Here is an 8135-nt window from a genome sequence, read left to right on the forward strand (position 1 = left end):
GCATAGAAGTGCCCGAATCCGCCGCCCAGATAGGGGGCCGAGCCCTGCAGCCAGAACAGCCAGTTCATGACCTCGGTACGCGCTGCAGCTTGTTTGGGCATGAAGTGGCCGAATTTCTCCCCCAGGTAGAGAAGAATCGCACCACTTTCGAAAACGCGGCTGCCGGTTTCGGTATCGAAGAGAGCCGGGATCTTGGAGTTTGGATTGACCTCAACGAATCCCGACGAAAATTGCTGTCCTTCGGCAATCTCGATCAGGTGAGCGTCGTACTCGGCACCCGCCTCTCCTGCAGCCAGAAGCTCCTCGAGCATGATGGTGACCTTCTGACCATTGGGCGTTGCCAGCGAGTACAACTGCAAAGGGTGTTGCCCACGGGGCAGCGTGGCCTCGTGTGTGGGCCCGGCAATGGGGCGATTGATCGTGGCCCATTTTCCGCCACTTTCGGAATCCATGGTCCAGATCCTGGGCGGTTCATAGTTGTTCGTGACTGACATGATTCGTACCTCTGTTTTTCTTGTGCGGGGCAGGTGGCCGTGATTGTGGAGCGTCCGGCTTTCGGTGAAGCGTCATGAGTGGGCAGTTGAGCCTTGATGGCCATTCGCGGGCCTGCTTCCTTCCGGTGCCGCCAATGCCGGGCGAGGGCCTGGCACCTTGCCACTGTATGGAAGGGCCTTGGCTGAGCGTTCCGCAGTTCGATTGCGTTGCATCATGCAGCTTGCGGTTGCAGTTGTCAGGCGCTGGTTCAATCCTGCATCCGTGCTGGTCTACACGCTGAGGTGTTTCCTGTAGGCATGCAAGGCTGCACCGATCGCGGCAAAAAACATGAGGTGCAACATGAACTTCGCATCGAGGCTGAAATTCATGCCGGGCAATCCGCCGGCGTTGATCTCTTGAAAGGAAACAAGCTGGACGATGATGGCATTTGCGGGCGGCGCCAAGAGCGTCGTCAGCCATGAAAAGACTAAAGTAAACAGAGCAACAATTGGCAGGCGCGTGGATCTCAGGACGACGATGCCGCTGAGGAAGCCATAGATCACGGATACGGACATGTGAGCGATCCATGCAATGGCTACGGCAGCTCCACTGCTCCAGTGTCCAAGCTGCTGATACATTTGAGCATGCCGACTCGTGAGCGTCTCCATGCCGAACACGGGCTGGATGATGATGAACAGGACGCCCATCACGGCGCCGAAGAGGCCGGCTGCATACAGCAATCGTGCCCGAAGCGCGTTGGGTAGATTCTTCAACGAGGTATCGCTCGCTTGTCGGGCGCCTGCAAGCGGGTGTCGCAATTCACTTCGTGCAGAGCGTTCGGTAGTTCCATTGAGTTGGACCGTCATGCGCATTTCCTGATTCGAGTGCGGGATGAACCGAATTGCTCTGCAGGCGGATCAGCCGACAACGCCACGGACTCGCCTGCGTTCATCGAGATCCTGGCGAGCGGGCTTTGAGCCTGCCCGCCGTTGCCGAGGAATGCGTGGACGGAGGACGAACCGCTTGCTGAATGGTCGCTTGCCAGCAGCGACACGTTTTCAGTCTGCTCACCGGATGATCCTTCGTTGTTAGAAGGTTGTACGTCACGACGGACGGTTGCTCCGACGTATCTCCCGCTATCTGGATGATTTTTTTTCCCAGGCATAGCGCTTGAAAGGTTCGTCGACAGGGGTCTTGGCAAGATGATTGGTGTAGTTGCTCATGACTTTCTGGCTGAGGCCGAGGATGACCTCCAGCACGTTTTGCCTGGTATAGCCGGCTGCAAGGAATTCCTGCAGTTGATTTTCCTCAAGTTCGCCACGCTGACGCAGCATCGCAAGAGTGAAATTGCGCAATGCTTCAAGCTTGGCGGTGGGCAGAGGTGTTTCATCGCGCAGCGCATTGCTCACGTCGTCTGATACCTTCATCGACTTGGCAATGCCCGTATGTGCGGGCACGCAGTAGTGGCAGGCATGTTCGACGTTGATCGTCTGCCACACCACGGTTTTTTCGTCTGCGTTGAAGCTGCTGTCGAGAAACAGGCCGTGGAGTACCCGGTAGCCCTCCAGCAGCACGGGAGCTTCCGCCATCACCGCATGCAAGCCCGGAATCATGCCGAAGGCGTTCTGGGATTCTTCCAGCAGTGGCTTGGCGGCTTCAGGGGCGCTGTTCAGGTCGTGCAACGTAAACGTGCTCATTCGGCGTTTCCTTTTTGAGTGATCGTTCAGATATGCCAGCAAGCCTAATTGCAGCCCGGACGGTAGTCAAGCTATTATTGAGCGATCATTCAAATCCACTTCGGCCGTCTTCATCGCGGCCTTGTCCGAGAGACACCATGCCCCGCACAGCGCGTTTTGATCGCCAAGTCGCCCTCGATAGAGCCGTTGAACTGTTCTGGTCCAGGGGCTACCACGCATCTTCCATGAAGAATATCGAAGGTGCTCTGGATATGCGTCCTGGCAGCCTCTACGCCACCTTCGGCAGCAAAAGTGGCTTGTTCGCGGAAGCGCTGGATGCGTATGCCTCCCGTGCAGGCGATGACTTTCGTCAAATTGTGGAGAGATCTCCAGATGTCGTGGAGGGGCTGAAGCGTTACTTGCGTTCATTTGCACGCCCTTGTGGCACCGATGCTCCCGCGCAGGCTTGCATGCTGGTTAAGACCTTGCTTGAGGTCAACGCCGAAGACGCCGCATTGAAGTCTCAGGTCGAGGCAATGCTTGCAACCATCGAACATGGACTTTGCGAGGCGCTCGAGCAGGCCAGGGCAGCCGGAGAATTGCGTGCGGATGTGGATTGCCCTCGACTGGCTCGCTTGCTGCAAACACAGATCATCGGATTGCGCGCATTTGCTGAACGCAATGTGCCCGGCGCACAGATCGAAGCACTTGCCGAGGATATGGCCGACATGCTCGATGCCTACCGGCCAGGCTGAGTCATTCCTGCGGATGCACTTGATAGATCGCTTTGCGCCAGTTGCATGCGCACGAGTCGCCACGAGAACCGAAATCGTTGATCGACCCGTTCCATTTTGCAAAGAGTTGGCAACTGACTGCCAAGGTGGGCGAATGCCGCATCCTGACTCACAGGCGCTATGCTCGACACATCCAGCCAGGGAGCATTACCGATGACCAGTCCCGCATCCAGCAAACTTGCCGTGCTTATCGATGCCGACAACGCCCAGCCATCGATCGTCGATGGTCTGCTGGCCGAGATCAGCAAGTACGGCACGGCCAGCGTCAAGCGCATTTATGGTGACTGGACCAGCCCGCAGCTGAAAGGCTGGAAAGTGGTCTTGCTCTCGCACTCGATCCAGCCGATTCAGCAATTTCGCTACACCACCGGCAAGAATGCGACTGATTCGGCAATGATCATCGACGCGATGGATTTGCTTTACAGCGAGCGCTTCGATGGCTTCTGCATTGTTTCCAGCGACAGCGATTTCACTCGAATCGCGATGCGCATTCGCGAGTCGGGGTTGACCGTATACGGATTCGGCGAACGCAAGACGCCAACACCATTCGTGGCGGCGTGCGACAAGTTCATCTACACCGAGATCCTGGTCGAGAAGGACGACGAAATTGATGCGCCTGCCAAGCAGTCCGAGGCCACCAGGGCGATTGGCAAGGACCGCAAGCTGGCCGGCCTGCTTCGCAAGGCCGTTGAGGCGGCATCGGATGACACCGGCTGGGCCAATCTTTCACCGGTCGGCAGTCATATTGCCAAACAGGCACCCGATTTCGATCCGCGCAACTACGGCTTCCGCAAGCTGCGTGAGCTGGTCGCGGCGAGCAAGTTGTTCGATATGGAAGAACGCGTGGTTGGGGCAGGGCCTGGCAAGTCGGTGTACCTGCGTGAGAGGCGCGGCAAGCAGCCCTGACCGCAGCCCTGGATTACGCTCGATGATGTGCCCTGCTTGTTTTCAGGGTGCAGCATCAATGTCGGCGTCCTGCTTCGGCACCACGCAGGGCAACGCTCGACTCCGGATGCAGTTTTGAAGGATGCCGCAGTGCATCGGGCACACAGCGCAACCTGCGAATAGCGGTTGCTGGTTCATTCCACTTCAAGCGCGAGCTTTTCCGCCGCATCCCGGTAGCTCCGCAAGATGTGGTCGCCACGGCAACAGAGCGTGATCTTCAGCCCGGACCACCGGGATTTAGCGATTTCCGCAAGCGCAATCACCGCGGCCATCTCCGGCGGATAGCCGAATACGCCGCAACTGATGGCCGGGAACGCCAGTGACTTCAGTGAGTGATCGCGAGCCATGCCGAGGACATTGCGATAGCACGCTGTCAGCAGAGCGGGCTCGCCTTCTTCACCGCCTTCCCAGACTGGCCCGACCGTGTGGATGATGAGCCGTGCAGGCAGAGCGAAGCCTTCGGTCATACGGGCCTCGCCGGTCGGGCAGCGTATGCCAGGTCGCACTTCAGGCAGGCGACGGCAGGCACTCAGAAGGCCGGGGCCGGCAGCCCGGTGAATGGCGCCGTCAACGCCGCCGCCGCCAAGCAGGCTCTCGTTGGCGGCGTTGACGATGGCATCAACGTGAAGGTCGGTGATGTCTGTGTCACGGATCTCGATCATTCGCATGCTATCGGATGCCTGCCCCGGAAAGCCAAGTGGATGGCGGATTCAAGTATCTGATTGTAAACCATTTAATATTCGAGAACGCAATAATGCACTGATCGGTGTTGTAAATTACCTGCCTAGGACATAATATCCTCGGCAACCATGAATACATCCCACCAGTCGTTCGCCTACACCCTGCATGACGTCACCTGCCTGTTCCGCAAGCATTTCGACCGTCGCGCGATCCGCTATGCCCTGACCCGTGCGCAATGGCGTGCGCTCAAGGCCATTCGTCGGCGTGAAGGCATGAGCCAGACAGAATTGGCCGAGTTCCTCGAGATGGAGGCGATTGCTGTCGGTCGGGTAATTGATCGCCTGGCCGCCGCCGGCTTTGTTGAGCGCCGTGCTGATCCGAATGATCGACGTTGCTGGCGCCTGCATCTGACGAGCAGGGCGCACGCAGTCACCGACGACATGGAGGTACTCGCGAGTGAACTGCGGCGCGAGGCCCTGGCCGGCGTAAGCACTGCGGATTTCGAAGCCTTCGAACGCGTGCTGGGAAAAATTCGAAGCAATCTTTCCGCCATCGAATCCGGCACCGAGGCCGGCGCTGAATTCACCTCAAGCTGACAACGGACCCGTCATGAACAAGAAACTGGAAAACGAAGTCGTGGCCGATGCCGAAACCGCTGCGAGCAGTGGAAAGAGACAACGCAGCAACCGCATCCTCTGGATCGCAGGTCCTCTGGCCGTGGCCCTGGTCGCGGGATATTTCTACATCACATCGGGGCGCTATACCTCGACAGACAATGCCTACGTCCAGGCTGATCAGGTCACGATCGCACCGCAGATCAGCGGTCTTGTCGTTGAGGTTGCCGTTCGGGAAAACCAGGCGGTGCGCAAGGGTGACCTGTTGTTCCGTATCGATCCCGAGCCCCTGCAGATCGCGGTCGACCAGATGCAAGCACAGATCGAAGCGGCCGGCGACTACCTCAACGCTTCGCGTGATACCTACCGTTCGGCCAGTGCCGACCTGCGGGCGTCGGAAGCGACCCTGCGCAACCACGAAGCACAGTTGCAGCGCATTCGTGAATTGCGCGCGAAAGGCATTGTCGCGCAGAAGGTACTTGATGATGCTGACAATGACGTCGCCACGGCGCGCGGAACGCGCGATGCCGATGCGGCGACGCTGGCCAAGTCGCGGACCATGCTGGGTGGAGCAGTCAACACGCCGCTGGACAAGCTGTCCGGCTACAAGGTTGCCAAGGCACAGTTGGCCAAGGCGAATCTCGACCTGTCTCACGCTGAAGTTCGTGCGCCCATCGACGGCACGGTCGGCAAGATGCATCTGCAACCCGGTGACTATCTCACCATCGGCCAGGCAGCCATGCCGCTGGTTGCCCATAGCGTCTGGGTCGAAGGCAATTTCAAGGAAACCGATCTGACCAACGTTCGCGTGGGCCAGTCTGCGGAGATCGTGGTCGACACCTATCCCGGCCGCAAATGGCCTGCAACCGTGTCATCGATCAGTCCGGCGTCCGGTTCGCAATTCTCGATTCTTCCTGCACAGAATGCGACCGGCAACTGGGTCAAGATCGTGCAGCGAATTCCCGTACGTTTCGAAATTGCGCAGACCAGTGCCGATGGGCTCGTACTGCGTGCAGGCATGAGTGCCGACGTGAAGATTGACACCGGCAAGGAGCACTCCCCGCTCGGACGCTGGACAAGTAGTGCAGGGTCAAAAGAAGAAGTCGCAATGAGTCGCTGAGGCAGTTGATCAGGCGCAATTCGCGTGCGTAGACGGATTCTGGATCACACACTTTTCCTATGCCAGCGCACGCGCCCGGACCTGCGCAATCCCTCGATACCCGCGTGGCCGACCCTAGGGGCGGCCGCCTTGTAATCGAGTACTCCGGCGAAGTTCCGGCCAACATCAGGAAACACCATGGCTACCGTCGCCTCGCATCGCGAGGTCAACAACCTGCCGCTGCTGGTCGTCTCGATCATGCTGGCGACCCTGATGCAGGTGATCGACTCGACCATCGCCAATGTTGCCTTGCCAGACATGCAGGGTTCCCTGTCGGCAACGCAGGATCAGGCCGCCTGGATCCTGACCTCCTATATCGTCGCCGCAGCAATCGCCACGCCCGCTACCGGATGGCTGGCCGCGCGTTTTGGCCGCAGGCATCTGCTGATGGTTGCCATCGCCGGATTCACCGTTGCTTCCGTCCTGTGTGGCCTGGCCTCCAGCATCACCGAAATGGTCGCATTCCGGGTACTCCAGGGATTGTTCGGCGCAGCCCTCGTACCGATTTCGCAATCTTCGCTGCTGGATGCATTTCCGCCGGAAAAGCATGGCGCGGCCATGGCGCTGTGGGGCATGGGTGTGATGGTGGGTCCGATTGTGGGTCCACCACTGGGAGGCTGGCTCACCGAGAACTACAGCTGGCACTGGGTATTCCTGATCAACGTGCCGATTGGCATCGTCGCCCTTCTCGGAGTCATGGCCAGCGTGCCGGCTGATGATACCTACCGCAGTCGATTTGACTGGCGGGGCTTTGTATTCCTTGCCGTCGGCATTGCTGCCTTGCAGCTGTTGCTCGACCGCGGCAATGAAAGGGACTGGTTTTCCTCGATCGAGATCCAGATCGACTGCGCGCTCGCCTTCCTCGGTTTCTACCTCTATTGGGTCCACTGGCGCAGCAGCGAACGTACCTTCGTCAACCTGGGCTTGCTGCGCGATCGCAATTTCGGGGTCGCCACGTTCTTCATCTTCATCGTCGGCATCCTGTTGTTCGCGACCATGGCGCTGATGCCACCCTATCTGCAGAACCTGATGAACTATCCGGTTGTGACCACAGGCCTCCTGCTCGCACCACGCGGGATTGGAACGCTTGTTGCGATGACCGTGGTAGGGCGCCTGCTCGCACGCGGGACTGATCCACGCAAGCCGATGGCGATCGGCATCCTCATGATCGCCCTGTCGCTTGGATTGAGCGCCCAGTTCGGCCCGGACGTGCCAATGTGGCCGATCATCAATGTCGGCGTGCTGCAAGGGCTGGGGCTGGGTCTGGTCTTCGTGCCGGTCTCCACGCTGGCCTATGCGACCTTGCCAGGGTCGGCCCGCACCGAGGCCGCAGGCATCTTCAGCCTGGCCCGGAATATTGGTTCAAGCGTGGGAATTTCGATCATGTTTACCCTGGTCGCCAGAGGTACCCAGATCAACCACGAGGAACTTGCGTCGCGAATAACACCCTATTCCCTCAATCTTCCAGGGGGAATCCTGAATACGGATACGCAGCAAGGACTGGCAGCACTGAATGCGGAGGTGACGCGGCAAGCTGCCGCAATTGCCTATATCAATGACTTCTGGCTGATGATGTGGATGACCCTGTTCGCGTTACCCTTCCTGTTTCTGTTCCGTGTCCCACGACGCAAGACCTCCACGATGGTGCAAGTGCCGGCCACGGAGAAGCAGGCCGCTGCCCGGCGTTTCGGGCGAGGCGGGTCGTGAAACGAATGAATCAGACGCGTTCGGCGGTCTGATCACAGCCAGACTTGGCACCATGCAGCACACGCACCAAGACATCTCATTGGGA

The 8135-nt window shown here is 58.9% G+C and carries 9 protein-coding genes; 5 read left to right on the plus strand and 4 right to left on the minus strand.

The window, feature by feature from the left end; translation table 11 throughout:
* The 3 genes from WBP53_RS09430 to WBP53_RS09440 all read right to left on the minus strand — a co-directional run.
* Window positions 1-494, minus strand: a 494-nt coding sequence (locus tag WBP53_RS09430) for a glutathione S-transferase N-terminal domain-containing protein (protein WP_423928246.1), incomplete at its 3' end; no start/stop codon positions are given.
* Between the two features lie 270 nt (window positions 495-764).
* The gene (locus WBP53_RS09435) at window positions 765-1181 is read right to left on the minus strand and encodes a hypothetical protein (RefSeq protein WP_423928248.1); all 417 of its coding nucleotides are present in this window, start codon (window positions 1179-1181) and stop codon (window positions 765-767) included.
* 429 nt (window positions 1182-1610) lie between these two features.
* Window positions 1611-2171 (minus strand): carboxymuconolactone decarboxylase family protein, encoded by a 561-nt coding sequence (locus WBP53_RS09440; protein ID WP_423928250.1) that lies wholly within the window; start codon window positions 2169-2171, stop codon window positions 1611-1613.
* A 137-nt stretch (window positions 2172-2308) separates the two neighbouring features.
* On the opposite strand from WBP53_RS09440, the gene WBP53_RS09445 reads away from it, so the two are divergent.
* Both WBP53_RS09445 and WBP53_RS09450 read left to right on the plus strand, forming a co-directional pair.
* Window positions 2309-2905 carry a TetR/AcrR family transcriptional regulator gene (locus tag WBP53_RS09445; RefSeq protein ID WP_423928252.1) on the plus strand — a complete coding sequence of 199 codons (597 nt, stop codon included), beginning with the start codon at window positions 2309-2311 and terminating at the stop codon, window positions 2903-2905.
* Between the two features lie 192 nt (window positions 2906-3097).
* Complete coding sequence (locus WBP53_RS09450) at window positions 3098-3850, plus strand: NYN domain-containing protein (RefSeq protein ID WP_423928254.1); 753 nt, start codon at window positions 3098-3100, stop codon at window positions 3848-3850.
* Between the two features lie 173 nt (window positions 3851-4023).
* Here WBP53_RS09450 and WBP53_RS09455 read toward each other — a convergent pair whose 3' ends face one another.
* Window positions 4024-4557: an O-acetyl-ADP-ribose deacetylase gene (locus WBP53_RS09455; protein ID WP_423928256.1), complete on the minus strand. Its 534-nt coding sequence runs from the start codon at window positions 4555-4557 to the stop codon at window positions 4024-4026.
* A 141-nt stretch (window positions 4558-4698) separates the two neighbouring features.
* Here WBP53_RS09455 and WBP53_RS09460 point away from each other — a divergent pair, with 141 nt between their 5' ends.
* From WBP53_RS09460 to WBP53_RS09470, 3 genes are all read left to right on the plus strand, one after another.
* Window positions 4699-5166, plus strand: a complete 468-nt coding sequence (locus tag WBP53_RS09460) for a MarR family winged helix-turn-helix transcriptional regulator (protein ID WP_423928258.1) — start codon at window positions 4699-4701, stop codon at window positions 5164-5166.
* A gap of 13 nt (window positions 5167-5179) precedes the next feature.
* Window positions 5180-6304 carry an HlyD family secretion protein gene (locus WBP53_RS09465; protein ID WP_423928260.1) on the plus strand — a complete coding sequence of 375 codons (1125 nt, stop codon included), beginning with the start codon at window positions 5180-5182 and terminating at the stop codon, window positions 6302-6304.
* 177 nt (window positions 6305-6481) lie between these two features.
* Window positions 6482-8050, plus strand: a complete 1569-nt coding sequence (locus WBP53_RS09470; protein ID WP_423928262.1) for a DHA2 family efflux MFS transporter permease subunit — start codon at window positions 6482-6484, stop codon at window positions 8048-8050.
* The last annotated feature ends 85 nt before the right edge of the window (window positions 8051-8135 follow it).

It is taken from the genome of Dokdonella sp., assembly GCF_049593775.1.
In the GTDB taxonomy this organism is placed as follows: Bacteria; Pseudomonadota; Gammaproteobacteria; order Xanthomonadales; family Rhodanobacteraceae; genus Dokdonella.